This is a genomic window from Prevotella sp. lc2012, assembly GCF_900107065.1.
Lineage (GTDB): Bacteria > Bacteroidota > Bacteroidia > Bacteroidales > Bacteroidaceae > Prevotella.
This window is the reverse complement of record NZ_FNUF01000001.1, coordinates 374,121-400,152: the sequence shown is the minus strand read 5'-3', so window position 1 is coordinate 400,152 and position 26,032 is coordinate 374,121. Positions and strand designations below refer to the sequence as shown.

General features: G+C 53.2%; 22 protein-coding genes and 1 pseudogene. 22 read left to right on the top strand and 1 reads right to left on the bottom strand.

Annotated features, from left to right (window positions below):
- The first annotated feature begins 434 nt into the window (after nucleotides 1-434).
- The 6 genes and pseudogenes from BLU99_RS01760 (at nucleotide 435) to BLU99_RS01740 (ending at nucleotide 6,073) form a co-directional block, all read left to right on the top strand.
- Entirely contained in the window at nucleotides 435-1,559 is a 1,125-nt protein-coding gene (locus BLU99_RS01760; protein WP_091899452.1) for an ImmA/IrrE family metallo-endopeptidase, read from the top strand.
- Nucleotides 1,560-1,564: 5 nt separating this feature from the next.
- Complete coding sequence (locus BLU99_RS01755) at nucleotides 1,565-2,044, top strand: DUF4411 family protein (protein ID WP_091899451.1); 480 nt, start codon at nucleotides 1,565-1,567, stop codon at nucleotides 2,042-2,044.
- Nucleotides 2,045-2,649: 605 nt separating this feature from the next.
- Nucleotides 2,650-3,915 carry a DegT/DnrJ/EryC1/StrS family aminotransferase gene (locus BLU99_RS01750; RefSeq protein ID WP_091899450.1) on the top strand — a complete coding sequence of 422 codons (1,266 nt, stop codon included), beginning with the start codon at nucleotides 2,650-2,652 and terminating at the stop codon, nucleotides 3,913-3,915.
- Nucleotides 3,869-4,342 (top strand): annotated as a pseudogene (locus BLU99_RS12370) (NUDIX domain-containing protein); the annotation flags it as partial. The gene BLU99_RS01750 and the pseudogene BLU99_RS12370, both read left to right, overlap by 47 nt.
- Before the next feature lie 30 nt (nucleotides 4,343-4,372).
- Nucleotides 4,373-5,152, top strand: coding sequence for a tRNA pseudouridine(38-40) synthase TruA (truA, locus tag BLU99_RS12365; RefSeq protein ID WP_255397438.1), 780 nt, complete (start codon nucleotides 4,373-4,375; stop codon nucleotides 5,150-5,152).
- 3 nt (nucleotides 5,153-5,155) lie between these two features.
- Nucleotides 5,156-6,073 carry a DMT family transporter gene (locus BLU99_RS01740; protein WP_091899448.1) on the top strand — a complete coding sequence of 306 codons (918 nt, stop codon included), beginning with the start codon at nucleotides 5,156-5,158 and terminating at the stop codon, nucleotides 6,071-6,073.
- A 13-nt stretch (nucleotides 6,074-6,086) separates the two neighbouring features.
- Here BLU99_RS01740 and BLU99_RS01735 read toward each other — a convergent pair whose 3' ends face one another.
- Nucleotides 6,087-10,571, bottom strand: a complete 4,485-nt coding sequence (locus BLU99_RS01735; protein ID WP_091899447.1) for a translocation/assembly module TamB domain-containing protein — start codon at nucleotides 10,569-10,571, stop codon at nucleotides 6,087-6,089.
- 197 nt (nucleotides 10,572-10,768) lie between these two features.
- Here BLU99_RS01735 and BLU99_RS01730 point away from each other — a divergent pair, with 197 nt between their 5' ends.
- The 16 genes from BLU99_RS01730 (at nucleotide 10,769) to atpF (ending at nucleotide 26,029) form a co-directional block, all read left to right on the top strand.
- Nucleotides 10,769-12,112, top strand: a complete 1,344-nt coding sequence (locus BLU99_RS01730) for a Na(+)-translocating NADH-quinone reductase subunit A (RefSeq protein ID WP_091899446.1) — start codon at nucleotides 10,769-10,771, stop codon at nucleotides 12,110-12,112.
- A 35-nt stretch (nucleotides 12,113-12,147) separates the two neighbouring features.
- Nucleotides 12,148-13,311, top strand: coding sequence for an NADH:ubiquinone reductase (Na(+)-transporting) subunit B (locus BLU99_RS01725; RefSeq protein WP_091899445.1), 1,164 nt, complete (start codon nucleotides 12,148-12,150; stop codon nucleotides 13,309-13,311).
- A gap of 20 nt (nucleotides 13,312-13,331) precedes the next feature.
- Complete coding sequence (locus BLU99_RS01720; RefSeq protein ID WP_091899444.1) at nucleotides 13,332-13,994, top strand: FMN-binding protein; 663 nt, start codon at nucleotides 13,332-13,334, stop codon at nucleotides 13,992-13,994.
- Nucleotides 13,995-13,998: 4 nt separating this feature from the next.
- On the top strand, nucleotides 13,999-14,622 hold the full coding sequence (locus BLU99_RS01715) for an NADH:ubiquinone reductase (Na(+)-transporting) subunit D (RefSeq protein ID WP_091899443.1): 624 nt from the start codon (nucleotides 13,999-14,001) through the stop codon (nucleotides 14,620-14,622).
- A gap of 3 nt (nucleotides 14,623-14,625) precedes the next feature.
- A complete protein-coding gene (gene nqrE / locus BLU99_RS01710; RefSeq protein WP_091899442.1) occupies nucleotides 14,626-15,252 on the top strand; it encodes an NADH:ubiquinone reductase (Na(+)-transporting) subunit E in 627 nt (208 codons plus the stop codon).
- Nucleotides 15,253-15,286: 34 nt separating this feature from the next.
- Nucleotides 15,287-16,555 carry an NADH:ubiquinone reductase (Na(+)-transporting) subunit F gene (nqrF, locus tag BLU99_RS01705; RefSeq protein ID WP_091899441.1) on the top strand — a complete coding sequence of 423 codons (1,269 nt, stop codon included), beginning with the start codon at nucleotides 15,287-15,289 and terminating at the stop codon, nucleotides 16,553-16,555.
- A gap of 125 nt (nucleotides 16,556-16,680) precedes the next feature.
- Nucleotides 16,681-18,246, top strand: a complete 1,566-nt coding sequence (locus BLU99_RS01700) for an ATP-binding protein (RefSeq protein WP_091899440.1) — start codon at nucleotides 16,681-16,683, stop codon at nucleotides 18,244-18,246.
- 2 nt (nucleotides 18,247-18,248) lie between these two features.
- Nucleotides 18,249-19,643, top strand: a complete 1,395-nt coding sequence (nhaD, locus tag BLU99_RS01695) for a sodium:proton antiporter NhaD (RefSeq protein ID WP_091899439.1) — start codon at nucleotides 18,249-18,251, stop codon at nucleotides 19,641-19,643.
- A gap of 13 nt (nucleotides 19,644-19,656) precedes the next feature.
- Nucleotides 19,657-20,634, top strand: coding sequence for a 6-phosphofructokinase (gene pfkA / locus BLU99_RS01690; protein ID WP_091899438.1), 978 nt, complete (start codon nucleotides 19,657-19,659; stop codon nucleotides 20,632-20,634).
- A gap of 29 nt (nucleotides 20,635-20,663) precedes the next feature.
- Nucleotides 20,664-21,761, top strand: coding sequence for an AAA family ATPase (locus BLU99_RS01685; protein WP_091899437.1), 1,098 nt, complete (start codon nucleotides 20,664-20,666; stop codon nucleotides 21,759-21,761).
- Nucleotides 21,762-21,876: 115 nt separating this feature from the next.
- A complete protein-coding gene (gene atpD, locus BLU99_RS01680; protein WP_091899436.1) occupies nucleotides 21,877-23,403 on the top strand; it encodes a F0F1 ATP synthase subunit beta in 1,527 nt (508 codons plus the stop codon).
- 59 nt (nucleotides 23,404-23,462) lie between these two features.
- Nucleotides 23,463-23,714, top strand: coding sequence for an ATP synthase F1 subunit epsilon (gene atpC, locus BLU99_RS01675; protein ID WP_091899435.1), 252 nt, complete (start codon nucleotides 23,463-23,465; stop codon nucleotides 23,712-23,714).
- Nucleotides 23,707-24,114 carry a hypothetical protein gene (locus tag BLU99_RS01670; RefSeq protein ID WP_091899434.1) on the top strand — a complete coding sequence of 136 codons (408 nt, stop codon included), beginning with the start codon at nucleotides 23,707-23,709 and terminating at the stop codon, nucleotides 24,112-24,114. The genes atpC and BLU99_RS01670 overlap by 8 nt, the downstream gene beginning before the upstream one ends.
- Before the next feature lie 10 nt (nucleotides 24,115-24,124).
- Nucleotides 24,125-25,189 carry a F0F1 ATP synthase subunit A gene (gene atpB / locus BLU99_RS01665; protein WP_369807686.1) on the top strand — a complete coding sequence of 355 codons (1,065 nt, stop codon included), beginning with the start codon at nucleotides 24,125-24,127 and terminating at the stop codon, nucleotides 25,187-25,189.
- 48 nt (nucleotides 25,190-25,237) lie between these two features.
- Nucleotides 25,238-25,492, top strand: coding sequence for an ATP synthase F0 subunit C (gene atpE / locus BLU99_RS01660; RefSeq protein WP_091899433.1), 255 nt, complete (start codon nucleotides 25,238-25,240; stop codon nucleotides 25,490-25,492).
- 21 nt (nucleotides 25,493-25,513) lie between these two features.
- Nucleotides 25,514-26,029, top strand: coding sequence for a F0F1 ATP synthase subunit B (atpF, locus tag BLU99_RS01655; RefSeq protein WP_091899432.1), 516 nt, complete (start codon nucleotides 25,514-25,516; stop codon nucleotides 26,027-26,029).
- Nucleotides 26,030-26,032: the final 3 nt, after the last annotated feature.

Below are 26,032 nucleotides of genomic sequence, written 5' to 3'. Positions count from 1 at the left end.
GTTGTCTTTATGTGGGTTTGATAATAGTAGGATTAATGAGATCATGAAGGAAAGTCATTCAAAGGTGTTAGAGGTCGTGTGAAGGACCTGCGGAGATGAGTAGTGAATGAAGGTGGGGAAATGGTCGTTATGGCATAACAACAAACTGAATGAATAAGAAGAAAAAAAGATATTATATAAAATTATTCAAATTAGGTAAGAGGTATAAGCGTATTAATCAAATTAGTAATTGTTCTCTTTTTTCGAAAAATAAAAAAAGGATTTCAATCATTTTCTTCTCACTCCGAGATGGTTAGTCATGATTTATATCGGCTGCGCGGGCTAGTGAGGAACGAGTGGGGAAATAAAAGCAATAAAATGAAGATTTTGGCATGATTGTTGTTGTTGTATCGGAAATTATTCCTATCTTTGCGCCATAAAAGAAAGTTGTAACAATGGCATTAGATAGAATTCATTTACCACAGGAACGTTTTCTTTGGGCAATTCAAAGAGCGGGAATGGATTTGGATACTTATCAGAGTAAGTACCCAAAGTCGTCTGTGGCAAAATGGATTACTGAAGAAAAGACGCCTACCTTGAAACAACTTGAGGATTTTGCTAAACAAGTAAGAGTACCTTTTGGCTATCTTTTCTTGGAGCATGCACCACAAGAAGAAATACCATTTCCTGTGTTTCGAGGAGAGGCAGGTCAACGGCAAGGTTTTGATTTAGACGTTTACGATACTGTGAATGGCGTGAGACAACGTCAGGAATGGTTGTCGGATTATCTGGTCGAGAATGAAATACCTGTGTGTGAAATCGTTGAAGTGGTATCGCTTCATACTCCGGTAGCAGAAACTGTAGATGTCTTGCGGAGAAAATTGCAGCTTGATGCCCGATGGGCTTTTGAATTAGCATCGGATGGTGCGGCTGTAAGCAAAATGACTGAACAACTGGAAAATGCAGGTGTATTTGTGGCATTCAATGGTATTGTTGGTAATAATACCCATCGCCCATTGGACGTTAAAGAATGCAGAGGCTTTGCCTTGGTAGATCATATTGCTCCATATATTTTTGTGAACAGTCAGGATGCCAAGAAAGCACAATTGTTTACCTTGGTTCATGAGGCGGCACATATTATGCTTGGGGTGAGTGCAGGACATGCGGAGACTCTGACCTTGAGCCACGATGCCACTGAGAGGTATTGTGATATGGTGGCAGCAGAGTTCTTGGTGCCTGCAATGGTTCTTCGTGAATTATGGGATGGTGATTTGAAAAAGTTGTCACGCAGATTCTGGGTGAGTGAATTGGTAATAGCTAGAAGGGCTCATGATTTGGGATTGATGTCGGATAATGACTATCGGAATTTCTGGCAAGAATATAGTCATCGACCTCATAGCCAAAAGAAGGAAGGCAATGGAGGCGATTTTTACAGGTCGAGCCTGAAGCGAGTAGGAAAGTTGTTCGCAATTCATATACGAAATGCCGTTAATAGTAGTCAGTTGTCGTATACTGAGGCGTATAGGCTTACTGGCTTGAAGGGGCAAACGTATGATGTGTTTATGAATAATAATATTTAGGCGTCATGGCATATCTGTTGGATTCAAATATATTTATTGAGTCGAGGAAGAACCTCCCGATGGATGTGTGGACTACATTCTGGAGTAAACTGTCTGAGATGGCCATGAATGGGCAGGTGGTAAGTAGTGTAAAGGTGAAAGAGGAAATAGAGGATGGCTATGATGAGCTATCGGATTGGATAACACAACATGTTCCTGATGGTTTTTTCCTGCCTGTGGATGCAGAAGCGCTTAGTTCATACTCGATGTTGCAGAATTGGGCAGCAGGAGGTGATTTCACTGAAGTGGCAAAAGCAGACTTTGCATCAAAGGCTGATGCCTTTATAATTGCTACTGCTTTGGCTAAAGGTATGACGGTGGTTACTTTTGAAAAGTCGGCCCCGCAGAGAAGGAAGAGAGTGATGATACCTGATGCATGTGCGGCAGTAGGAGTTGCCTGTTGTGACTTGAATACAATGTTAAGAGGGATGGGCGTGACTATTTAACAGGAGAATTTGGATGACAGTTATTTTTTTTATGCTCGCCAATTTGTTGGACGTTTTTTCTGCTCAAAATTTGATAGTTACAAAAATATCCATTATCTTTGTCAGACCTTGATGTAACATAAATTAATCAAAAGATTCAAAGATGACGGATAATCCTCAAGACAAACAACGTGTACCGGGCTTCGCATGCCCACATTGCGGCCAATTCATGCCTGTTCCTACCCAACAGCTTCTACATCAAAAAAGCTTGGTTTGCCCGTGGTGTCATTATAGGTTGGAAATTGATTGTCAGATGTCTGAAAAGGTTCAGTCTATCCTTGACAGGGTGGACGAAGCTAATCGGAAAGTTGACGATGGTGATGTTTAACGCTGTGGCGAGTGCTGAGCAATTCTCCCCCCTGCGGTATCCCCTTCTTGCGTCCCGTTGGTAGCAAGCGAGCATAGCTCGAGCGCGACAGGCTCAGGGACCGAGGGGGATTGTGGGGTGGAAGTGTTATTTGTATACTTAAAATGGTTGAATTCCTTGCAGGGTTCGTTTTTTATTTTTACCTTTGTGGCGATTTATCTTGATCAGAATCTTACAAGGAAAAAAGACGTGCATAATCATGGCAAATAAAAGAATCTACCTCTGTCTGGCTCATATGAGTGAGGCCGGACTGGAACAGAAATATATCAAAGAGGCGTTTGATACCAACTGGGTGGTGCCCCTCGGGCCGAACGTGAACGGGTTCGAGGAGGATTTGAAGGCGTTCGTGAACTCCGAAGGACAGGAGAAGGAGGTGGTGGCACTGTCGGCAGGTACGGCAGCCGTACACCTGGCACTCATCGCCTGTGGGGTGGGACCTGGTGACGAGGTGATCGTGCAGAGCTTCACGTTCTGTGCCTCGTCGCATCCGGTCACGTACCTGGGTGCCACACCGGTGTTCGTCGACTCTGAGAAGGAGACGTGGAACATGGACCCGGAGCTGTTGGAGACGGCCATCAAAGACCGTATCGCGAAGACGGGTAAGAAGCCGAAGGCCATCGTGCCGGTGGCGTTGTACGGTATGCCTTATCAGGCCGACCGTATCATGGAGGTTGCCAACCGTTACGGGATCCCTGTGATCGAGGATGCCGCGGAGGGTTTCGGTTCCCGTTACAAAGGACAGGTGTTGGGTACGTTTGGTGCGTATGGTGTGCTGTCGTTCAATGGTAATAAGATGATCACGACCTCTGGCGGCGGTGCCCTGATCTGTCCCGACAAGGCGGCCTGGCAGCGGGTGATGTGGTTGGCCACGCAGGCACGTGAGAGTTACCCGTACTACCAGCACGAGACCATCGGCTATAACTACCGCATGTCGAACATCTGTGCCGGCATCGGACGTGGACAGATGACCATCGTCCAGGATCATATCGCTCATCATCAGCATGTGCAGGCCTTATACGAGGCGTTGCTGAAGGATGTGAAGGGGGTGACCGTACATGGACAGCCCGCCAACGGCGACTACGACTCGAACTACTGGCTCTGCACCATCACGCTCGATCCGGAGCTGAAGGTGAAGGGACAGGAGAACGCTTATAAGACAGTGGTGACAGGGGCCGTGGGCGGTGCTGCCGGTGTGATCCATACGGCATCGGTGGCTGTGACCGACTGTCAGCCTAACGATAATGTGGAGGCCATGCGTATGGCGCTCGACAAGGCGGGCATCGAGGCCCGACCGGTGTGGAAGCCCATGCACAAGCAACCGGTTTACAAAGAGGCACCGGCCTACGTGAACGGGGTCAGTGAGGCCATCTTCAAGGTGGGCATGTGTCTGCCGGCAGGTCCTTACGTCTCCGACGAGGATGTGCGGTACATCGTTGACAGCATCAAGGCAAGTATTGAGGGATAAGATGATGCAAGACAACCGGTTGGAGACGTTTCCGTTGGTGGATGAGAACGGGGTGGTGATCGGGTCGGCCACGCGTGGCGAGTGTCACGACGGGTCGAAACTGTTACACCCGGTGGTACATCTGCATGTGTTCAACTCCAAGGGGGAGCTGTATCTGCAGAAACGTCCGGCATGGAAGGACATACAGCCCGGGAAATGGGATACGGCCGTAGGCGGACATATCGACTATGGTGAGACGCCCGAGGAGGCACTGACGCGTGAGGTCCGTGAGGAACTGGGCATCACGGCGTTCGTACCGGAACGGTTGGGGATGTATGTCTTCGAGAGTCAGCGGGAGAAGGAACTGGTGTATGTGCACCGTACGGTGTACGACGGTCCGGTCTGTCCGTCGGAGGAGCTCGACGGTGGACGGTTCTGGTCGGTACAGGAGATCCGCGAGACCATCGGGAAGGGGGTGCTGACACCGAACTTCGAGAATGAGTTCCAGCGGTTCTTCCCGAAGACACAGCGTTATTTCATCACCCTCAGCTATGACGGCACGCGCTATCACGGTTGGCAGGTACAGCCGAACGGTGAGTCGGTACAGGAGCGCTTGCAACAGGCGCTCTCGACCTTGTTGCGGGAACCGGTGGCGGTGACGGGTGCCGGACGCACGGATGCCGGCGTACATGCCAGGATGATGGTGGCCCACTTCGACTATAGGTGCGGGGTGATCGACTGCGAGCAACTGGCCTATAAGCTCAACAGACTGCTGCCTTATGATATTGCTATCCAGAAGATCGAACCGGTAGAGGATGAGATGCACGCCCGTTTCTCGGCGGTGTCTCGTACCTACCATTACTATATCCACACGGTCAAGGAACCGTTCCTGAGGGCTTATTCGTGTGAGCTGCATTACTCGCTCGACTTCGACCGAATGAACGAGGCGGCTCAGACGCTGCTGGAATACGAGGATTTCGGGGCCTTCTGCAAGAGTGGGGCCGACGTGAAGACGACGCTCTGCCGGGTGACGGCGGCGCAGTGGCATCAGACATCGCCCGACAGCTGGTACTTCGAGATCACGGCCAACCGCTTCCTGAGGAACATGGTGAGGGCCGTGGTGGGTACGCTGGTCGATGTGGGGCGCGGGCGACTGTCGGTCGAGGAGTTCCGACAGGTGATTGAGGGACGGCGGCGCACGGAGGCCGGAGAGAGCATGCCGGGGCATGCGCTGTTCTTAGAGAAGGTTGAGTATTAAGGTATGTGGCTGATATTGGCATTTATGTCGGCAGCGCTGTTGGGCTGCTATGATTCGTTTAAGAAACACGCGTTGAGAGAGAACGCGGTGATTCCGGTACTGTTCCTGAACACGTTGTTCTCATCACTGATATTCCTTCCTTTTATCGTCCTGAGCGGTTCGTCGACGGTGCTCGACGGAACGGTGTTCCATGTGGCCAGCGGCGGTTGGGAGCTGCACCGTTATATCCTGTTGAAGGCCTTGATCGTCCTGTCGAGTTGGATACTGGGCTATTTCGGTATGAAGCATCTGCCGCTGACGATCGTAGGACCGATCAATGCGACACGTCCGGTGATGGTGCTGGTGGGCGCCTTGCTGGTGTTCGGTGAGCGGTTGAACCTGTGGCAGTGGGTCGGTGTGTTACTGGCCATCGCCTCGTTCCTGTTGCTGAGTCGCAGCGGTAAGAAGGAGGGTATCGACTTCAAGCACGACCACTGGATCTATATGATCGTGGGAGCGGCTGTGTTCGGTGCTATCAGCGGTCTCTATGATAAGTTCCTGATGGCACCGCCCGAGAGTGGCGGCGTAGGACTGGACCGGATGATGGTGCAGTCGTGGTATAATATCTATCAGTGTGGGATGATGGGTGTGATGCTGTGGCTGCTCTGGTGGCCGAAGCACGGGGAGACGACCCCGTTCCACTGGTCGTGGTCGATCCTCGGCGTGAGTCTCTTTCTGTCGACGGCCGACTTCATGTATTTCTATTCGCTGAGTCTGCCGGAGGCCATGATCAGCATCGTGTCGATGATTCGTCGCGGCAGTGTGATTGTGAGCTTTATGTTCGGCGCCCTGTTCTTCCACGAGAAGAACCTGAAGGCGAAGGCCTTCGACCTGGCGCTGGTACTCCTTGGAATGGTGTTCCTCTATATCGGCAGCAGATAACAGCTCCCGTTCTTTATTTTTTCTTTTTGCGCTTCTTCTTGATCGTGAAGAGGTCGCGAAGTCCGTTGAAGTCTTTCTTCATGATAAGACCGATGCCCTGGGTGTTGAGCGACGACTTGGTGAAGTAACGGTCGTTGGTCTGGTTGTACACCTTCAGGGCCAGGTTGCCGTTGGGGTAGAGCAGGTACTGCACGTCGAAGTCGCCGATGAACGACGGATTGGCCTGGGTGGCATTGTCACGGTAACCGAACTGTCCGTTGAACAGCAGACGGTTGTTGAGCATGCGACCGTTGATGATACCCTCGTACTCGGCGTTATGCCATCCCTCGTTACCAGTGGAGATGTTCGCACCGAAGTTCCAGTTGTCGTTCTTGATGATCTGGTTCAGCAAGGTGTTGATCTGTGTGGAGAGCGTGCCGGAGAGGAAGCTCTGCATGGCCAGTGAGGCCTGGTCGGGCTGCTCACTGCCGGTGCTGTTGTTCACGCCCTGGTTGTAGAAACGTCCGATGCCGAGCAGATAGACCACCTGTTGGTTCATCTCCTGTTGACCGTTGATGACGGAGCGTACCATCTGTTGCTCGTCGGCATTGACGTTCGGCATCTCCAGGTCGAAGTCCACCTGCGGGGCCGCCGGTTGACCGCCGATGTTCATCAGACAGTTCACACGGATGGTGTTGTTCGTGAAACTGTTGCCGATATTCAGGTCGGAGAGGCTGACACCGTTGACGGGATAGACCGCCTGCAGGTTCAGTGCAGCCTGATAGGGGTCACCACCGAAGACGATCGTGCCGCCGCGGTTGAAGGTGAAGTTCTTCTTGATGATGTTCTGAATCGTGATGCCGTAGGTACCGTGGTCCACGGTGTAGGTGCCGAACATGTTGAAGGCGCCCTTATCATGGAAGGTGGCACGGATGGTACCGTCGCCGTTGAGCGTGATATAATCCTTCGTGGTGGCATCCATCAGCAGACGGAGGGTGGCCGCCGGGGTGGCATTAATCAGGAAATTGATATAGATATCGGTGTCAGTGGCCCGGTTGGGTACACTGGTGCTCTTGGCGGTCTGGGTGGCCGTGGAGTCGGGGGCTGTCACCCATTCGATGAACTCCTGACTGGAGATGGCATCGGGGTTGGCGGCGTTATAGACGAAGACAGAGTTGCGCTGCGGGGTGACATTACAGTCGATGACCACCTCGTTGGAACGTCCGTGGATGGCCACGTCGCCCGTGGCATAGACAGTGCCGTAGAACGTGTTCTCGCCGAAGTCGTTGAAGTCGTAGGCCAACAGGTTATTGGCCTCTACCGACAGGTCGTAGCTCAGGTTCGTCAGGTGCTGGTGGTGGATACCGCCGGAGAGGTAGCCGGTATGTCCGTCACGGTCGTAGAGCGGCATGTGGCGCAGCTCGATCTCGTCGGGGATCATGACCACCGTGTCGCGGCGTAGCTGGTAGGTGGTGTTGAGCGGTGTGACGGAGGCCTCACCGTCGACCACCAGTTGACCGGTCAGGTTGATGTTGTCGAGCGTGCCGGCCAGACGCACCTCACCGTCGGCATGTCCTGTGATATGACTCAGGAAGCTCTTCGTGAAGTTATGCATGAACTCGATATAGGTGCCGTCGGCACGGATGGCGAGGTCGATGGTGTTGTGTGTCGGCGACACGAAGCCGTTGATATGGGTCTTGGCCTCAGGTCCGTCGTCGGCCACGGCATGGATGTCGATCTGCTGTTTCTCCTGGTTCCAGGTCGTCTGTGCGTGTAGCACGCCCATGCGTCCTTGCTCGAACTTAAACTCGTCGACCGTCAGGTCTGCGTTAGCGGCGAAGTCGCCGAACGCCGATGATATCTGCGCCCGACCGGTCGCCTTACCGTTGAACTCCACAGCGTGGAAGTTGACGAGGTCGAGGATATAGCCCACCTCCACCTCGTTGAGGTCGACGGTGAGCACGTCGCTGCTATGTTTCGAGGCGGTGCCGTCGATGATGATATGCTGTTCGCCACGGTTCACAGCGAAGTGGTCCACCAGCAGGTGGTTCTGTGCATAGAGGATGTCTGACGGCTCCACCGTCCAGGTGCCGTTGTTCAGGATGACATGTGACGGCAGGATGCGGACATGCGCTTCCGACTTGTTGTCGATGTTCTGGTAGAGACTGATGATGCTGTTCAGCTGACCGCTCATCCGTTTCTCGAGGTTATGATTGTCCCAGTCGAGGGAGGCGATGATCTCGTTCTGATGGGCATCGGCCTGCAGGTGGATGCTCTGGATGTCACCGTCGTCCTGATGCTTCTTCACCTTCACGTCGCATTTCATCGTGTCGGCGGGGGAGGTGATGCGGATCATACCGTCGGAGTAGCGGGCACCGTTATAGGCGAAGGCTGGCAGTGTACCGTCGAGGTTGATCGCCTTGGTACGGTCGTTCATCTGGGCGGTCAGGGACAGCGGACGGGTGAGCTGGAGATCGACCCCGAAGAACCGCTGCAGCCAGTCGGACTTGGTCATCAGGAGCGAGAGACTGAAGTTATTGTCGGTCTTCTGACGTGTGACGGGCAGGCCCGGCAGGGTTGGGAGCTTGGAACCCACATAGTTGGTGACGCTCTGTGCGAGCGTTTTGTAGTCGAAATAGCCCTTCAGCTCCGCGTCGGCGAAGTCGCTCTTCAGCGATACGAAATGGATGCCACCGTCGTAGCCCGACGTGACGGTCAGGTGGTCGAGTCGGTAGGGTGCGGCATTCTCCGTGCCTGTCATGGTGAAGTCGCGGATGTGCAGACTACCTTGTGCGTCGTTGATGGTATGGGCGGTGAAGTCGGCATCGATGGTCGCCGACACCTCCGTCGTGCCCCAGTCGGCCAGTCCGACGGCTGCAGGTACGAATCGTGTGACTGCCCCTTCAACCTTCACCTTCTTGGCCTTGACGGAGGAACCGTCGAAGAGCCCCTCGGTCAGCTCACCACTCAGTTGGGCCACGATGTTCGGGTCGGCAATGTTAAAGGTGCCGCTCATGGCGCCCTGCTGGTAGGTGCCGTCGATGGTGATATGATTATAGGTATAGTGGTTATACTCCAGTTGGTCGATGAGACCATTGACGGTGATGTCGGGCTTCTGCTTGTCGTACAACCGACCTTTGACGTCGATCTGTGTGGCGAGGATGCCGAAGGCCTCGTCGGCCAACAGGCGCTGGAGCTGGAGTCCGTCGGTATGTACCTTTCCGTCGAAGGAACGGTCGGCGGTCATCGTGAACTGCAGGTCCACATCGCCCGCACCGGAGTTGACGATGCTCTTCAGCGCTGTCGTCCCTTGTTGGTTGCGGTCGAAGGTGCCGTTCATCCGCAGACTGCCGATACGCTTAATCTCCTGAGGCAGTTGGGGGAAGGTCTTGGCGAGGAAGTCCAGACTATATTCCGAGCAGGCGATCCGGTCCATCTGCAGATGCCAGGCGGGTTGCTTCTGCCAGTGCTCTATCCAGCCGTTGACATCGATGTCGATATCCTTCTCCTGGGTGAACAGCTGGAGGGAGGGGACTGTCAGGTGGGTGTCGGTACCATGCACCTGTGTCTCGATGTATATCTCTCTCTGGAAGTTCTTGAGTGAGGGATTGAAACATCTTAGGTCTGAAGGGGTTATGAAGGAGTTTTTGATGCCGCCATGGAAGGTCAACGTGCCCTTCGACAGGCTCAGGGACCGTGGCGTGGAGTGATGTGGGGACCGTGGCGTGGAGTGATGTGGACGGGCGGTCGATTTGGACGCTGTGGGGGATAGGCGGTAGGTGGCTTTGAGGGTGTCGATCTGCAGGCGCGAGCTGGGCATCTCCAACAGGAGATCCTCCAAAGAGGCCGACTGCTGACCAGCCTCGAGATGGAAGGTCAGACGGTTCACCTCCAGACCCGACTGTTCCTTAAATCCCAGTCGTCTCACGTTGACGTGCAGGGAGTCGTCGGTCAGAGCCTTCAGACTGATATAGGCACTGATATCACTCAGATACAGGTGGTGCGGGTTGAAGCGCCCGTGTGTCGGGGCGACATCATATTCGTCGTACGCCACACTGGAACGGCGCATGATGAACGAGTTGATCTTCAGGTCGAGGGGCGTATGGGTGGTCGTATCCTTCGATGCCAGGGAGTCGAGCACGAACTGGTAGTTGGGCTTCGACTGCGCATCCTTCCGGTACAGACGGGCATGGGCACCGAACAACTGTGCCGACGAGATGGAGATGCGTCCTTCGGTGAGTGGCATGAGCTCGACCTTGGCCGACAGGCGGGCCACCCGGAGCATCTCTTTCTGCTGCTGGTCGTAGATCAGTACGTCGTCGATGATCATACGGTTGAGGAACCCTAGGTCGACACGGCCCACGGACACCTGGGTACCCAACTTCTCCCCAAGCACCTCGGACACTTTCGAACCGATGTACCGTTGGGCTGCTGGCAGGTGCGACACGCCCAGGAGCATCAGGTTGATGGCGATGATGCTCCAGATGGCTATACTGACAAGTCGTTTGAGAACTTTCACGTGGATCTGTCCTGGTGGTTTCTATATTTTGTCAGTCAGATATGGCAATTATTTTCCCTTTGACTGAATTACTCTGCAAAAATACGACAATTTATCGGTATAATCGCATTTTTCTATTGTTTTTTGCTCAATTTATACCTAATTATTATTAATTTTGCAAGCGCATTTGAGCGACTATTCAATCAAACTTTATATAAATGGCAAATGTGATTAAGTTACGCAAAGGCTTGGACATTAACCTGAAAGGACTGGCTGAGGAGAAGAAGATCCAGTTGAAATCGAGCGGAAAGTACGCATTGGTTCCGGATGATTTCGAGGGAGTGACTCCGAAGGTGATCGTCAAGGAAGGTGATAAGGTCAAGGCCGGGGATGCTTTGTTTGTGAATAAACAGTATCCGGAAGTGAAGTTTGCCTCGCCTGTCAGCGGTACAGTCCGTGAGGTGGTGCGTGGTGAGCGTAGGAAAGTGCTCTGCGTGAAGGTGGATGCTGATGCCCAGCAGGAGTTTACGGACTTCGGCAAACGGGAGGTCGGCACCATGACAGGCGAGCAAGTGATCAACGCGTTGCTGGAAGCCGGTATCTTCGGTTACATCGACCAGTTGCCTTATGCTGTTTCAACCAACCCGAGTGTCCAGCCTAAGGCAATTTTTGTATCTGCGCTGCGCGACAAACCGCTTGCTGCCAGTTTTGAATATGAGGTGAAAGGTCAGGAGGCAGATTTCCAGACGGGTCTGACCGCCCTCTCGAAGATTGCCAAGACCTATCTCGGCGTGGGCGTGGGCTCTGCCCTGGAGGGCATGAAGGATGTCGATGTGAACGTGTTCGACGGTCCGTGTCCTGCCGGTAACGTTGGTGTTCAGGTGAACCATCTCGACCCGGTGAATAAGGGTGAGGTGGTGTGGACCATCGGTGATCCGACGGTCGTGCTCTTCATCGGTCGTCTCTTCAATACCGGAAAGGTGGACCTGCGTCGTACGGTGGCCCTCTGCGGTAGTGAGGTGAAGAATCCCGCCTATGTCGATATGCTGGTGGGTGAGGAGCTCGCCACACTCCTGAGCAACAGTTATGACGCCACGAAGAGCGTACGTATCATCAACGGTAATGTGCTGACGGGTCGTGTGACGACCAAGGACGGTTATCTGGGTGCCCACACCTCTGAGATCACCGTGATACCCGAGGGTGACGACGCCGACGAGCTGTTGGGTTGGATCCTGCCGCGCTTCAAGCAGTTCTCTGTGAACCGCAGCTATTTCTCTTGGCTGTTGGGTCAGAAAAGCTATGCGCTGGATGCCCGTGTGAAAGGTGGTCAGCGTCATATCATCATGAGTGGTGAGTACGACAAGGTGCTGCCGATGGATATCTATGGCGAGTATCTGATCAAGGCCATCATCGCCGGTGATATCGACCGTCAGGAGGCGCTGGGTATCTATGAGGTGAGTCCAGAGGACTTCGCCCTGGCGGAGTTCGTTGACAGCTCGAAGCTGGAACTGCAGCGCATCGTGCGTGAAGGACTGAATATCTTGCGTAAAGAGAACGCATAGGTAAGAATGTAGATGATACTGCAAATAAAAAGAATATGAGTTATTTAAGAAATTATCTCAATAAGATCAAGCCGAACTTCGAAGAGGGTGGCAAGCTACACGCCTTCCGTTCGGTGTTCGACGGCTTTGAGACCTTCCTGTACGTGCCTAATGACACGGCGAAGACTGGCGTGAATATCCACGACGCCATCGACTCGAAGCGTATTATGAGTATGGTGGTGCTCGCCCTGATGCCTGCCATGCTGTTTGGTATGTATAATATCGGTTATCAGAACTACCTGGCTGCCGGTACACTGGCATCGGCCAGCTTCCTGGAGGTGTTCTTCTTCGGTTTCCTGGCAGTCCTGCCTAAGATCCTGGTCAGCTACATCGTCGGTCTCGGCATTGAGTTCGCCTGGGCCCAGTGGAAGGGTGAGGAGATCCAGGAGGGTTATCTGGTGTCGGGTATCCTGATCCCGTTGATCGTACCTGTCGGTTGTCCGTTGTGGATGCTGGCTCTGGCCTGCGCCTTCAGCGTGATCTTCTGTAAGGAGATCTTCGGTGGTACGGGCATGAACATCTTCAACCCGGCCATCGCAGCCCGTATGTTCCTGTTCTTCGCCTATCCGTCGAAGATGACAGGTGACACCGTCTGGGTGGCTCAGGACTCGATCTTCGGTCTGGGTAACACACTGCCCGACGGCTTCACCGCTGCCACACCACTCGGACAGATCGGTCAGGGCATCGCTCCCGATGCTTCCATCTGTGATATGATCTGTGGCTTCATCCCCGGTTCTATCGGTGAGACCTCCCTGTTTGCCATCGCCCTGGGCGCTATCCTGTTGCTCTGGACGGGCATCGCCTCATGGCGCACCATGCTGAGCGTGTTCGTAGGTGGTGGCGTGCTGGCCTTCATCTTCCAGACGACCGGTCAGTCGATCGAGTGGTGGCATCATTTCGTACTCGGTGGCTTCGCCTTCGGTGCCGTGTTCATGGCTACCGACCCCGTGACCTCTTGTCGTACGACCTGCGGTCAGTATATCTACGGCTTCCTCATCGGTGCGATGGCTATCATCATCCGTGTGATGAACGCCGGTTATCCCGAGGGTATGATGCTCGCCATCTTCTTTGGTAACATGTTCGCTCCGATGATCGACCACTTCGTGGTGGAGCGTAATATCTCGAAGCGATTGAACAGAAGTAAAGGTGTAAAGGAGTAAGGAGGGAAGTAGATATGAAAATGAATACAAACTCGAATTCGTACATTATCATATATAGTGCGATACTGGTGGTGATCGTCGCCTTCCTGCTGGCCTTTGTCTATAAGGCACTGAAGCCTATGCAGGATGCGAACGTCGCCCTTGACGTGAAGAAGCAGATTCTCTACTCGCTGAACATCCGTAACCTCGACGGTTCGGAGGCCGAGGCAAAGTATGCCGAGGTGGTGAAGGCTGAGAAAGAGAACGAAGATAACGGCCAGAAGACTTATGAATGCCAGATTGATGGCAAAGACATTACCGTAGTAAGCTTGAAGGGTATGGGCCTTTGGGGTGGTATCAGCGGTTATCTTGCTATCGACGAAAAGGGCAAGGTTTACGGTGCCTACTTCAACCACGAGGGCGAGACCGCCGGTCTGGGTGCCGAAATCAAGGACTCTCAGGCTTGGCAGGAGAAATTTATCGGCAAGCAGATCTGGGATGAGAACGGCAACGTAGTACTCTCGGTTGTTAAGAAGGTTGAGGATGCCGCTACACAGGTTGACTGTGTGACTGGTGCTACTCTGACTTCGAACGGTGTTGATGCTATGCTGAAGGATGGCCTGAAGGGTTTCCAAATATACGCTGTCGGCAGAATGCTCGAGACTGTTGCAAATACTGATTCAACTAAAGTAGTGGAGGAATAAAACTATGGCATTATTCAGTAAGCAAAATAAGGAGGTTTTCACAAACCCGTTAAACGTAGACCATCCTATTCTGGGTCAGGTGCTGGGTATCTGCTCGGCACTGGCTGTGACCTCACAGTTGAAGCCAGCTATCGTGATGGGTCTGGCCGTAACGGTGATTACGGCATTCTCGAACGTGATCATCTCGATCATCCGCAATACCATCCCTAACCGTATCCGTATCGTGGTGCAGTTGGTCGTGGTAGCTGCGCTCGTGACCATCGTATCGCAGATCCTGAAGGCTTTCGCTTATGATGTGAGCGTGCAGCTGAGCGTGTATGTCGGTCTGATCATCACCAACTGTATCCTGATGGGTCGTCTGGAGGCGTTCGCCATGCAGAACAAGCCCTGGCCGTCGTTCCTCGATGGTGTGGGTAACGGTCTCGGCTATGCGATGATCCTCGTGATCGTCGGCGCTGCACGTGAGCTCTTGGGTCGTGGCAGTCTGCTGGGCTTCCAGATCATTCCCGACTGCGCCTATGATTTCGGATATATGAACAACGGTATGATGACGATGCCGGCCATGGCCCTCATCCTCGTGGGATGTGTGATCTGGGTGCATCGTGCCTATTTTTATAAGGAGAAGTAAGATATGGAACACGCAATATCATTATTATTCAGGTCGATCTTCGTCGACAATATGATCTTCGCCTTCTTCCTGGGCATGTGCTCTTATCTGGCTGTGTCGAAGACCGTGAAGACCTCGTTGGGCCTCGGACTGGCTGTGACCTTCGTGCTCACCGTCACCGTACCCGTGAACTATCTGTTGCAGACCAAGGTGCTGGGTCCCGACTGCCTCGCAGAAGGCGTCGACCTGAGCTATCTGTCGTTTATCCTCTTCATTGCCGTGATCGCCGGTATGGTGCAGCTCGTTGAGATGACCGTCGAGAAATACTCACCGTCGCTCTATGCCGCACTGGGTATCTTCCTGCCGCTGATCGCCGTGAACTGCGCCATCATGGGTGCCTCGCTGTTCATGCAGCAGCGTATCCTCATGGAGCCGACCAACTCTCAGGCCATCACCTCCATCTGGGATGCGATGGTGTACGGCTTCGGTTCGGGTCTCGGTTGGACGCTCGCCATCGTGGCACTGGGTGCCATCCGCGAGAAGATGCAGTACTCGGATGTGCCCAAGCCCCTGCAGGGCCTCGGTATCGTGTTTATTACCGTCGGTCTCATGGCCATGGCGATGATGTGTTTCTCAGGACTGAACATATAAAACTTAAGAATTATAGAATTGAAAAATTGAAGTTATGGCTCAGTTTATAGCATATAGTATAGGGGTTTTCCTCGCGGTAATCATCCTGCTGGTGATTATCCTGTTGGTGGCTAAGAAGTATCTCAGTCCCAGCGGTAATGTGAATATTGAGATTAACGGCGACCGTACCCTCAGTGTGGCCCAGGGAAACAACCTGATGGCGACACTCAACGAGAACGGTATCTTCCTGCCCTCAGCCTGTGGTGGTAAGGCCAGCTGCGGTCAGTGTAAGGTACAGGTGCTCGAAGGCGGCGGTGAGATCCTCGACTCGGAGAAACCCCATTTCTCACGTAAAGAAATTAAGAACCACTGGCGTCTGGGATGTCAGTGTAAGGTGAAGGGTGATCTGAAGATCCATGTCGATGAGAGCATCCTCGGTGTAAAGGAATATGAGTGTACGGTGATCTCCAATAAGAACGTGGCTACGTTTATCAAGGAGTTCAAGGTGCAGTTGCCTGCCGGTGCCCATATGGACTTCCTGCCAGGCTCTTACGCCCAGATCAAGATCCCTGCCTTCGACTGCATCGACTATGATAAGGACTTCGACAAGTCGCTCATCGGTGACGAGTATCTGCCGTCGTGGGAGAAGTTCGGTCTGTTCCCCTTGAAGTGTAAGAACCCCGAGCCCACCATCCGTGCATACTCGATGGCCAACTATCCGGCAGAGGGCGACGTGTTCATGCTCACCGTGCGTATCGCTACACCGCCGTTCAAGGCCGACCGTAGCGGATTCATGGATGTGAACCCGGGCATCGCCTCGTCGTATATCTTCTCACTGAAGCCCGGCGACAAGGTGATCATGTCGGGACCGTTCGGTGACTTCCACCCGCACTTCGACTCGAAGAAGGAGATGATATGGGTCGGCGGCGGTGCCGGTATGGCTCCGTTGCGTGCTCAGATCATGCACATGACGAAGACCCTTCACACCACCGATCGTGAGATGCATTACTTCTATGGTGCACGTGCGCTCAACGAGGTGTTCTATCTGGACGATTTCCTCGGACTGGAGAAGGAATACCCGAACTTCCACTTCCATCTGGCACTCGACCGTCCCGATCCCGCTGCCGACGCCGCAGGCGTGAAGTACACGCCGGGCTTCGTCCATCAGGTGATGCTCAATACCTACCTGAAGGATCACGAGGCTCCGGAGGATGTGGAGTACTACATGTGCGGTCCTGGACCGATGTCGGCCGCCGTCGTCTCAATGCTCGACAGTCTCGGTGTCGATCCGGAGTCGATCATGTACGATAATTTCGGAGGCTAAATAAATGCTAATCCCCTGACGGTTACGTCGGGGGATTTTTTCTTTCAGCCAAAAAGTTTGGTGGTTACAGACTTTTTTCGTATCTTTGTCGCCATACAAGCCATAAGCTTGAAACGGTTGCCAATATGAAGCTAAGACTGAGTTGTATCCTTTTTATGCTGACACTTGCCTTTTCGGTAAGCGCCGACAATCTTGGTTATACGAAAGACAACCCGCTCTTTTTCTCCATCGACCTGGACTATGCGCCCCTGCAGATGGTGGATATGAGGGGTGAGCCCCATGGACTTGATCTCGACTTCACGAAGGTGTTGATGAACCGGTTGGATATCCCCTTCGAATACAAGCCGGACAACTGGGAGACCATTGTGGATGATGTGGTGAACAACCGAGTGGGACTGGCCATGATGCTCTATTCGCCGAACCGGAAGAATCTGACCAACTACTCGCAGGCCGTGTTCCGGCTGTACTACCAGATCGTGTACCGGAAAGGGGAGGAGCAAAACAGAGACGGACTGCGTAGCGTGAACGGTAAGACCATCGCCCTGATGGAGTCGCAGCCTGTCGTCGATACGTTGACCAAAGCTGGTGCCAATCCGGTGGTGGTGAAGGACCTGAGACGAGCTCTGTTCGAGTTGGCCTCGGGCAGTTACGACGGGGTGATCTGTTTCCGTTTCCAGGCCCAGTTCATGATCGAACAGAACCACCTGAACAATCTGGCGAGCGCCGATCTGACGCTTGGACCACGGGAGTACTGTTACGTGAGCTCCGACAAGCGTCTGATAGAAGCCATTGACAAGGAGTTGGACAAGATGGAGGCCGACGGTGTGACGGAGGCCGTGTACGGTCGGATCAAGACGAGTTTCGACACGAATATCATCCCGACATGGGTGTGGTTCCTCATCGGTATCCTGCTGCTCCTGCTCTCGCTCCTGATGATCTACGTGCTGCTCCTCAACCGCCGACGGATTCTGCGGGAGATGGAACGTGCCAAGAAGAGTGAACAGCTGAAGGGACTCTTCCTGAGTAATATCAGTCATGCCCTGCGGACACCGCTGAACGCCATCATCGGTTTCTCGGACCTGTTGATGACGACACCCGACGGGGAGATGCCGGAGGATGAGAAGGCGCAGTTGATGAATCTGATTAACGGTAACGGACTGCAACTGCTTCATCTCATCAACGAGCTGCTGTTGCTGTCGGATATTGAGGAGAATGACCATCTCTTCGACCCGCAGGAGGTGGATATCGACCAGGTGATGAACGACTATGCGGAGGAGACCCGGACACAGTTGGCCGAGGGTGTGACGCTCGACGTGAACGCGGCGGTAAGCGGTGTCCGTGTGATGATCGACCCCAAGCTGCTGCGGATGGTGACCATGCATCTGCTGGAGAACGCCCAACAGCATACGGAGGAGGGGAAGGTGACGCTGAGCTATGACGTGAAGGACGACGGTCTGTCCGTGGAGGTGAAGGACACCGGTTGCGGACTGCCAGAGGAACTCAAGGATAATATCTTCGCCTTGCTGTCGGATAAGAACACCTACCTTCAAGAGAAGACGCCCGGACTGGGACTGAGCATCTGTAAGGCCGTGATCGACAAGATGGGCGGAACGATTGGAGCCAAGGATAATGAGGAGGATGGGCGAGGAACCGTAGTTTGGTTCCGGGCCCCCGTTAAAATACTATCGTAAAAATGACACTGATAATTGTTATATTGCTATTGCTGGGGTACGTGCTGATCGGCACGGGACATCTGACCGGTGTGAACAAGTCTGCCATCGCCATGTTCATCGGAACCGTGGGATGGGTGTTGTATATCTGCTATGGTACCGACTTTGTCATGTCGCAGCATTCCCTGGACTATATCGACTACCTGGCGGGTGCCGACCCGACGAGTGAGACCGCGAAGGGTTATATCTACGATAATCTCTTCCTCTACTATGTGGGTAGGGCCGCAAGCATCGTGATGTTCCTGCTCGCTACGATGAGCATCATCGAGATCCTGAACAACAACGGCTGTTTCGACTTCGTGACCTCCTGGATCAGGACGCGTAACTCCAAACGCCTGTTGTGGACGATCACCTTCGCCACCTTTATCGTGTCGGCCAATCTTGATAACCTGACCACGGCGACGATGATGCTGGTCATCATGCACTCGATTGTACAGAACCGTCGCCAGCGGATGCTGATAGGATGTGCCATCGTGATCGCAGCCAACTGTGGCGGTTGTTTCACCGTTATCGGTGATCCGACGGGACTGCTCCTCTGGGGCGACGGTGCCGTGACTGCCACGAACTTCACGTCGTATATGGCTCTGCCGGCTATCGTGGCGTGGGTGGTGCCGACCATCCTCATCAACCGTGAGCTGCCGGAACGGCTCGACACACAGTGGTCGCCGATGCCTTACCGTGGCGACGACACCAACCTGAAACCCTGGCAGCGTGTGGTGATGCTGTTCGTGGGCATCGGTGGTCTGTGGTTTATCCCGACCTTCCATAACATCACGAAGCTGTCACCGTTCTTAGGCGCTCTCTGTGTGCTGAGCGTGCTCTGGGTGGTCAACGAGGTGATGAACCGTAAACTGATGAATGCCGACCAGATGTCGCAACGCCTGACACCCCGGGCGCTCCAGTACGGTTCGTTGCAGCAGATACTCTTCATCATGGGTATCATGCTGGGTATGGGTGTGGTCACGGAGACGGGCGTGTTCGAAGATGTGTCGGCATGGATGAACGAGAACGTGCACAGCGTGTGGATCCTGGGTATTGTCTCCGGTCTGCTCAGTGCCTTGGTCGACTCCTTCACCATTGCCATCAGTGATATCTCGCTCTATCCGGTGATCAGAGGTGCACTGCCGGGCGACTATATCGGTAACTTCATCGCCAACGGTGCCTACTGGAAGATCATCGCCTATACGACAGCCGTCGGCGGTTGTCTGCTGTCCATCGGTTCCATCAGTGGTGTGGCCCTGATGAAGATGGAGCATATCCGTGTGGGATGGTATATGAAGAACCTGACACTGAAGGTGCTGACGGGATGGCTCATCGGACTGGGCGTCTTGTGGTTGGAAATGTATTTGTATAACTAAAACATATATGGAAATGACAAAGATAAGGACGATTGGTGTGCTCACCTCAGGAGGTGATGCACCAGGCATGAATGCTGCTATTCGCGCGGTGACGCGTGCCGGCATCTATAACGGGTTTAACATCAAAGGCATATACCGTGGCTATGACGGTCTGATCAAAGGTGAGGTCAAGCCGTTCACGACAGAGGATGTGAGTGGTATCATCAATCGTGGCGGTACGATCCTGAAGACAGCCCGTTCCAAGGACTTCATGACACCGGAGGGTAAGTTGAAGGCTTATGAGACCTGTGTGAGAGAGGAGATCGACGCCCTGGTGGTGATCGGTGGTAACGGTTCGCTGACAGGTGCCCGTGACTTCGGTATGGAGTTCGACTTCCCCTGTATCGGACTGCCTGGTACCATTGATAACGACCTCTACGGTACGGACTCTACCATCGGTTATGATACGACCATGAACACGATCATGGTGTGTGTGGACCGTATCCGTGACACCGCCAACTCGCACGAGCGTATCTTCTTCGTCGAGGTGATGGGACGTGATGCGGGCTTCCTGGCCCAGAACTCAGCCATCGCCAGTGGTGCCGAGGCCGCCATCATCCCTGAGGATATGACAGATGTGGACCAGTTGGCACAGTTCATGGGACGTGGTATCCGTAAGTCGAAGAAGTCGTGTATCGTCATCGTGTCGGAGAGTCCGAAGTGTGGCGCTCTCTACTATGCCGATCGTGTGAAGAAGGAGTTCCCGGAGTTCGATGTACGTGTGTCGATCCTGGGGCATCTGCAGCGTGGCGGTACACCGTCGGCTCACGACCGTATCCTGGCCAGTCGTACGGGTGTCGGTGCCATCGAGGCCCTGCGTCAGGGACAGCGTAATATCATGGTCGGTGTCAGAAACAACGAGGTGGTGTACGTGCCATTCAGTGAGTGCATCCGTACTGATAAGCCGTTTGATAAGAAACTGATAACGGTACTTGATGAATTAAGTATTTAATGGGCGTAAGCAGGAGTTAGGAAGATAACATGGCGGAAATCAAGAAGATTGTTCTGACGGGAGGACCCTGTGCCGGTAAGACGACGGCACTGGTGAAGATTAATGAGTATTTCTCCGGAATGGGATACAAGGTGTTTATGGTGCCTGAGGTGCCTACGCTGTATAGCCAGGGCGGCTGGAACTACCTGACACCTAACCGTAACCTCTATTACGAGGGAGAACGGGCCATCCTTGAGACACAGTTGGCGTTGGAAGACTCTTTCCAGCGGTTGGCCGAGGTTTGTACGAAACCGGTGCTGATGGTCTGCGACCGAGGGACGATGGATATCTCTGCCTATATGAAGCCCGAGGAGTGGGAGGAGATCACGGCGATGTGCGGGTCGGACTCCAACCGTCTGCGTGAACGCTATGACGCGGTGCTCCATCTGGTGAGTGCCGCCGACGGTGCGGAACAGTATTATACGACGGCCACGAACGCCATCCGTTATGAGAATGCCGATGAGGAAGGACTGCGTCTGGCCCGGGAACTGGACAAAAAGGTGATCAAGGCCTGGACCGGTCATCCGCATCTGCGCGTGATCAACAACCACGATGACTTCGACGCGAAGCTGAACCGTGTCATCAAGGAGATCTCGAATGTGCTCGGACTGCCTCAGCGGGTGCAGGAGGAGCGGGTCTACAGAGTGGAGATCGTTGGGGAGATTCCCGAGTGTACGGAGAGTGATATCATCCAGACCTATCTGGTGGCGGAGCCGGGGTGTGAGGTGCGCCTGCGCCGACGTATCTGGGACGGTAAGGTGGTCAACGTGCATCGTACGAAGAAACGTATCTCTGATACGGAGCAGATAGAGACGGAACGCCAGGTGAACAACAACCTCTATAAGTCGTTGCTCCAGCAGGCCGATCCCTATCGGCAGACCATCCATAAGCACCGTCGGAGCTTTATCTGGAAAGGACAGTATTTCGAGATCGACACCTTCCTGGCGCCCATCGACAATCTGGTGATGATGGAGACAAAGGGTATTGCCGAGCAGGAGACCGTGAACTTCCCGCCTTTCATCAAGGTGATCGAGGAGGTGACGGGAAACAGTCGCTATTATAATTATACGCTGGCATTGAGGAAATAGAAAACAGTGAATTTAGGATAATTTTACACTGAAAAGAGTTCTGTTAGGATAAAAATATCTACCTTTGCATGTAACTAACATCACTTAAACCAAACAACAATTAAATAAAAAGCATATGTCACAAATTGCTGGACACATTTCGCAGATTATCGGTCCTGTTATCGATGTCTATTTCGATACGGAAGGACAGGATGCGGAAAAAGTGCTTCCGAAGATTCATGATGCCTTGAGAATTGACCGTGGCGACGGGCGCGAACTGATTGCCGAGGTGCAGCAGCACATCGGTGAGGATACGGTGCGCTGCGTGGCTATGGATAATACCGACGGACTGCACCGTGGACTGGAAGCGATCCCCCTGGGCTCACCGATCGTGATGCCTGCCGGTGATCAGATCAAGGGTCGAATGCTGAACGTGATCGGTCAGCCTATCGATGGTATGAAACAACTCGATATGGAGGGCGCTTATCCAATCCACCGCGAAGCTCCGACATTTGAGGATCTCTCCACGAAGAAGGAGATCCTGGCCACAGGTATCAAGGTTATCGATCTGTTGGAACCCTATATGAAGGGTGGTAAGATCGGTCTCTTCGGTGGTGCCGGTGTAGGAAAGACCGTGCTCATCATGGAGCTGATCAATAATATTGCCAAGGGACATAATGGATTCTCAGTGTTCGCCGGCGTGGGAGAGCGCACTCGTGAGGGTAATGACCTGATCCGAGAGATGATCGAGTCGGGCGTAATCCGTTACGGTGATAAGTTCCGTCAGGCGATGGATGAAGGCAAGTGGGACCTCTCACTCGTCGATCCCGAGGAGTTGAAGAAGAGTCAGGCTACTCTGGTCTATGGACAGATGAACGAGCCTCCTGGGGCACGTGCCTCTGTGGCCCTGTCGGGACTGACCGTGGCCGAGGGCTTCCGTGATGCAGGTGGTAAGGACGGCGGTGCCGCCGATATCCTGTTCTTCATCGATAACATCTTCCGTTTCACCCAGGCTGGTTCTGAGGTGTCGGCCCTGTTGGGTCGTATGCCGTCGGCCGTGGGTTATCAGCCGACGCTGGCCTCGGAGATGGGTACGATGCAGGAGCGTATCACCTCAACGAAGACGGGCTCTATTACCTCCGTGCAGGCTGTGTATGTGCCTGCCGACGACTTGACCGACCCGGCACCTGCCACCACGTTCACGCACTTGGATGCGACGACGGTGCTCGACCGTAAGATCGCTGAGCTCGGTATCTATCCGGCTGTGGATCCTCTGGGTTCTACCTCTCGTATTCTTGACCCGCTGATCGTGGGTAAGGCACACTATGACTGTGCCCAGCGCGTGAAGGAGATTCTTCAGCGTTACAAGGAGTTGCAGGATATCATCGCCATCCTCGGTATGGACGAACTCTCCGACGAGGATAAGTTGACGGTGAACCGTGCCCGTCGTGTACAACGCTTCCTCTCTCAGCCGTTCTCTGTGGCATCACAGTTCACCGGTCTGCCGGGTGTGATGGTGCCCATTGAGGAGACTATCAAGGGCTTCAACGCCATTCTCGACGGTGAGGTGGATGATCTGCCTGAGCAGGCATTCCTCAATGTCGGAACCATCGAGGAGGCCAAGGAGAAGGCCAAGAAGTTGCTTGAGGCCGCGAAGGGGTGACTTGACTCTGCTCTCGCTTCATCGCGAGCTTGAACTTTGAACTTAGAACATTGAACTATATGTTGCAACTGAGGGTTGTCTCGCCTGAGAAAATTGAATACGACGGAACCGTTGAGAGTGTGTTGGTGCCTGGTGCCATGGGACAGTTTGAGATCCTGACGAACCATGCGCCTATCATCTCGTCACTGTGTCAGGGCGACGTGATCTATACTGCTGCCGACGGTAAGCACACCATCGCTATCGCTGGTGGCTTTGTGGAGGTACAGAAGAATAAGGTGAGTCTTTGCGTAGAACTACAAGAACATGACTAAGAACGTTGTCAATACCTACCTGAGACAGAGTATTTGTCTGATAGCAGGTCTCAGTCTGCTATTCCTGCTCTATGTCAACATCTGGGGTGATGTGGAGCTGATGGCAAAGCCGATCTGTATCTCAGCGGTGTTCCAACTGGTGGCCTGCATCGCTTACGCCCTGGTGTGGAAGTGGGTTCAGGCGACATCGCCTTCTAGCATGCCTACACTCTACATGGCGGCATCGTCTATCCGTATGTTTGCTGCCATCGTCGTTGTGCTGGCGTTCTGCTTCCTGGCTTCCAGTCGTGCTTCAATCCTGTGGTTTGTCGGCATCTTCCTGATATACTATTTCGTAGTTCTGATCTATGATACGTGGTATTTTGTCAGGAACGAGAAGAAGAATAAACAAAATGTATAAACTGAAGATAATGAGATATTTGCTTTTATGTCTGACCCTTCTTTTGGCCGTCGGCACGCCTGTGTCGGCTAACGAGAGTGAGGGGGTGGATGTGAAGGAGATTGTGCTTGGACACCTCTCTGACGCTTATGAGTGGCATATCACCACCGTAGGCGGTCATCATATCAGTATTCCTCTGCCGGTCATCGTCAGAAGTGAGGCCACCGGTGAGTGGCATGCTTTCTGCAGCTCGCGCATCGAAGAGGCGATGGAGGAGGGGAAGGCCGACTACATGGGCTTCTATTTCAATGAAGAGAAGAACGGTAAGATCTACGAGCGTCTCTCCGACGGGACAAGTGTCCGTCCGTGGGATATCAGTATCACCAAGAGTGTGGTTCAGATATGGATTGTCGTAGCCATCATGCTGGCTATTTTCCTTGGCTGTGCCTCCTGGTATAAGAAGCACGATGCGACCAAGGATGTGCCTAAGGGCTTTGTCGGTATGGTGGAGATGCTGGTGATGACCATTCACGATGATCTGATCAAGGACTCTATCGGTGAGAAGCATTACCGTCCGTATGCCCCTTACCTGCTCACGGTGTTCTTCTTCATCCTGATCACCAACATGTTGGGACTGTTGCCTATCTTCCCCGGTGGCGCTAATGTGACGGGTAACATCAATATCACATTCTTCCTGGCCCTCTGTACGATGCTGGCTGTCAACCTCTTCGGAAACAAGGAGTACTGGAAGGAGATCTTCTGGCCCGATGTGCCGGCTTTCCTGAAGGCTTATCCCGTGGCTATCATGCCTATCATCGAGTTCTTTGGCATCATCACCAAGCCTTTCGCCCTGATGGTCCGTCTCTTTGCCAACATGATGGCCGGTCACGCCATTATCCTGTCGTTTACGGCTATCATCTTCATCGGCTGGTCGCTGAATGCCTATCTGGGCTCAGGCCTGACCCTGCTCAGTTTCGTGATGATCCTTTTCATGAACTGTCTGGAGTTTCTGGTGGCTTTTATACAGGCTTATGTCTTTACGATGCTCAGTGCCGTGTTCATCGGACTGGCACATCCCGAGCATCATCACGAGTGAAAATAAAAAATTAAAACATTAAATATTTACAACTAAAATTTTAAAGTTATGATAACATCATTGTTATTACAGGCAGCAGCCGCTGCTGGTCTTGCTAAGTTTGGTGCCGGTCTCGGCGCAGGTATTGCAGCTATTGGTGCCGGTCTCGGTATCGGTCGTATTGGTGGTAATGCTATGGATGCCATCGCACGTCAGCCCGAGGCAGCAAGTACCATCCGTACCAACATGATTCTGACAGCCGCATTCGTTGAGGGTGTTGCCCTGTTCGCTGTCGTCGTATGTGCACTTTGCGTATTCATCTAATCCTCAAACTCATCTGTGCAAATGGACTCAATTAACTTACCATCAATACTTACGCCCGACTTCGGACTCTTCTTCTGGATGTTCGTGGCGTTCTTGGTGGTCTTTCTCCTTCTTGCCAAGTTCGGCTTCCCCGTCATAACCCATATGGTGGAGGAACGGAAGAACTATATCGACGAGAGTCTCCGTAAGGCCCACGAGGCCCAGGAGCGTCTTGCCAATATCGAGAAAGAAGGTGAATCCATCTTGCAGGAGGCTCGCGAGAAGCAGGCTCAGATATTGAAAGAAGCTGCCGAGACGCGCGACGCGATCGTGGAGAAAGCACAGGAGAAGGCCAAGAGTGAGGGGGCTCGTCTGCTTGACGATGCGCGTAATGCCATCGAACAGGAGAAGAAGGCCGCCATTGCCGATATCCGTGCCCAAGTGGCCACGCTCAGTGTCGAGATCGCTGAGAAGGTTCTCAAACAGAACCTCAAGGACGATCAGTCGCAGATGGATCTGATTGACCGTATGCTGGATGATATTTCTTCAACTCACTAATTT

Coding starts and splice junctions, on each gene's coding strand:
- BLU99_RS01760 (WP_091899452.1), top strand. CDS start 435: ATGGCATTAGATAGAATTCATTTACCACAGGAACGTTTTCTTTGGGCA.
- BLU99_RS01755 (WP_091899451.1), top strand. CDS start 1,565: ATGGCATATCTGTTGGATTCAAATATATTTATTGAGTCGAGGAAGAAC.
- BLU99_RS01750 (WP_091899450.1), top strand. CDS start 2,650: ATGGCAAATAAAAGAATCTACCTCTGTCTGGCTCATATGAGTGAGGCC.
- BLU99_RS01740 (WP_091899448.1), top strand. CDS start 5,156: ATGTGGCTGATATTGGCATTTATGTCGGCAGCGCTGTTGGGCTGCTAT.
- BLU99_RS01730 (WP_091899446.1), top strand. CDS start 10,769: ATGGCAAATGTGATTAAGTTACGCAAAGGCTTGGACATTAACCTGAAA.
- BLU99_RS01725 (WP_091899445.1), top strand. CDS start 12,148: ATGAGTTATTTAAGAAATTATCTCAATAAGATCAAGCCGAACTTCGAA.
- BLU99_RS01720 (WP_091899444.1), top strand. CDS start 13,332: ATGAATACAAACTCGAATTCGTACATTATCATATATAGTGCGATACTG.
- BLU99_RS01715 (WP_091899443.1), top strand. CDS start 13,999: ATGGCATTATTCAGTAAGCAAAATAAGGAGGTTTTCACAAACCCGTTA.
- nqrE (WP_091899442.1), top strand. CDS start 14,626: ATGGAACACGCAATATCATTATTATTCAGGTCGATCTTCGTCGACAAT.
- nqrF (WP_091899441.1), top strand. CDS start 15,287: ATGGCTCAGTTTATAGCATATAGTATAGGGGTTTTCCTCGCGGTAATC.
- BLU99_RS01700 (WP_091899440.1), top strand. CDS start 16,681: ATGAAGCTAAGACTGAGTTGTATCCTTTTTATGCTGACACTTGCCTTT.
- nhaD (WP_091899439.1), top strand. CDS start 18,249: ATGACACTGATAATTGTTATATTGCTATTGCTGGGGTACGTGCTGATC.
- pfkA (WP_091899438.1), top strand. CDS start 19,657: ATGACAAAGATAAGGACGATTGGTGTGCTCACCTCAGGAGGTGATGCA.
- BLU99_RS01685 (WP_091899437.1), top strand. CDS start 20,664: ATGGCGGAAATCAAGAAGATTGTTCTGACGGGAGGACCCTGTGCCGGT.
- atpD (WP_091899436.1), top strand. CDS start 21,877: ATGTCACAAATTGCTGGACACATTTCGCAGATTATCGGTCCTGTTATC.
- atpC (WP_091899435.1), top strand. CDS start 23,463: ATGTTGCAACTGAGGGTTGTCTCGCCTGAGAAAATTGAATACGACGGA.
- BLU99_RS01670 (WP_091899434.1), top strand. CDS start 23,707: ATGACTAAGAACGTTGTCAATACCTACCTGAGACAGAGTATTTGTCTG.
- atpB (WP_369807686.1), top strand. CDS start 24,125: ATGAGATATTTGCTTTTATGTCTGACCCTTCTTTTGGCCGTCGGCACG.
- atpE (WP_091899433.1), top strand. CDS start 25,238: ATGATAACATCATTGTTATTACAGGCAGCAGCCGCTGCTGGTCTTGCT.
- atpF (WP_091899432.1), top strand. CDS start 25,514: ATGGACTCAATTAACTTACCATCAATACTTACGCCCGACTTCGGACTC.